This is a genomic window from Gryllotalpicola sp. CP2-P1, from assembly GCF_057512245.1.
In genome coordinates this window covers 1-1,569 of the sequence record NZ_JBLRDT010000352.1, presented here as the reverse complement: position 1 = coordinate 1,569, position 1,569 = coordinate 1, and the positions used below count along the sequence as shown (strand labels likewise).

Sequence of the window (1,569 nt, the reverse complement as noted above, 5' to 3'; positions counted from 1 at the left end):
ACGAGCGCGGTCGACGCCGTGCAGGGCACGCAGGAGACGGCGAACACGCTCGCCGTGCAGGCCGTGACCGGCAACCTCGACGACATCGCCGACGCGACGATCGCCGCCACCCGCGCGCAAGTGACCATGGAGCTCGCGAGCACGGTGCGCAACAAGGCGGTCGACGCGTTCAACCAGATCATGAACATGCAGGCCTGACACGATGCCCGCTCCCCTCGCCGCCTTCTTCCGCCGCCTCGGCGACTACGTGCGCGGCTTCAGCGCCGCGCAGCGCACCGTCGCGATCATCGGCATCGCCGCTGTCGTGCTCGGCGGCATCGCCCTCGCCAGCTGGCTCAGCAAGCCGTCGTACGCCCCGCTGTTCACGGGGCTGCAGGCCTCGGACGCCTCGGCGCTCGTCGACCAGCTGACGAGCGACGGCGTGCCCTACCAGCTGGAGGACGGCGGCTCGAGCGTGCTCGTGCCGCAGGACAAGGTGTACGCAGAGCGCCTCAAGGCCGCGTCGAACAACCTGCCCTCGAACACGACGAGCGGCTACGCACTGCTCGACAACATGGGGGTGACGACGAGCCAGTTCCAGCAGGACGTCACCTACAAGCAGGCGATGGAGGACGAGCTCGCGTCGACCATCGAGGCGATGGACGGCGTGAAGACGGCCTCGGTCAAGCTCGCGATCCCCGAGCAGACCGTCTTCACGGACGAGAAGAGCGACCCCACGGCATCCGTGTTCGTCGCGACGACCGGCAAGCAAGATCTCAGCGACGACCAGGTGGACGCGATCGTGCACCTCACGAGCGCCTCGATTCCCGACATGAAGCCGGCGGATGTCAGCGTGGTCGACGCCCAGGGCAAGGTGCTCTCGGCGATCGGCGGCACGACGACCGACGCCGCCGGCAAGAGCCAGACCGCCTACGAGGCGAAGACCCAGCAGTCGCTGCAGGCCATGCTCGACACGATCGTCGGGCCCGGCAACTCGACGGTCGCCGTCTCGACCGACGTGAACTCGAGCACGGCGCAGCAGACCTCGACCGAGTTCTCGGTGCCGACGGGGTCCCCCGCCGCGACCGAGAGCGCGCAGAGCGAGCAGTACAGCGGCTCGGGCGCTGCCGGGTCGACCGGCGTGCTGGGCCCCGACAACATCGCGGGGCCGACGGATGCCGCAGGCGACGGCTCCTATACGAACAGCGGCACCACCAAGACCAACGCGCTCAACCAGACCACGACGAAGACCACGACGCCGCCCGGCGCCGTCACCCGCCAGACGGTCTCGGTCGCCGTGAGCCAGAAGGCCGCGAAGGGCGTCGACCTGAACGGGCTCACGCAGCTCGTCGAGTCGGCGGCGGGCTACGACGCCAAGCGCGGGGACATCGTCACGGTGCAGGCGGTGCCGTTCAGCACCTCCGCCGCCGCGGCGGCGCAGAACGCGCTCGACGACAGCGCCGCGCAGCAGCAGGCCGAGGCGAAGCAGAAGCTGCTCATGAACCTCGGGCTCATCGGCGGCATCGTCGCCGTGCTGATCGCGGCGATCGTCGCACTGATCGTGACGCGCCGCCGCGGCGGCCGCCGCGA

2 protein-coding genes are annotated in these 1,569 nt (G+C 70.0%); both read left to right on the top strand.

The window, feature by feature from the left end; translation table 11 throughout:
- Window positions 1–198: flagellar hook-basal body complex protein FliE (gene fliE, locus ACM2XV_RS15130; protein WP_487027536.1), on the top strand; the 198-nt coding region annotated here is incomplete at its 5' end.
- Window positions 199–202: 4 nt separating this feature from the next.
- The coding region (gene fliF, locus ACM2XV_RS15125; protein ID WP_487027535.1) for a flagellar basal-body MS-ring/collar protein FliF at window positions 203–1,569 on the top strand (1,367 nt) is incomplete at its 3' end.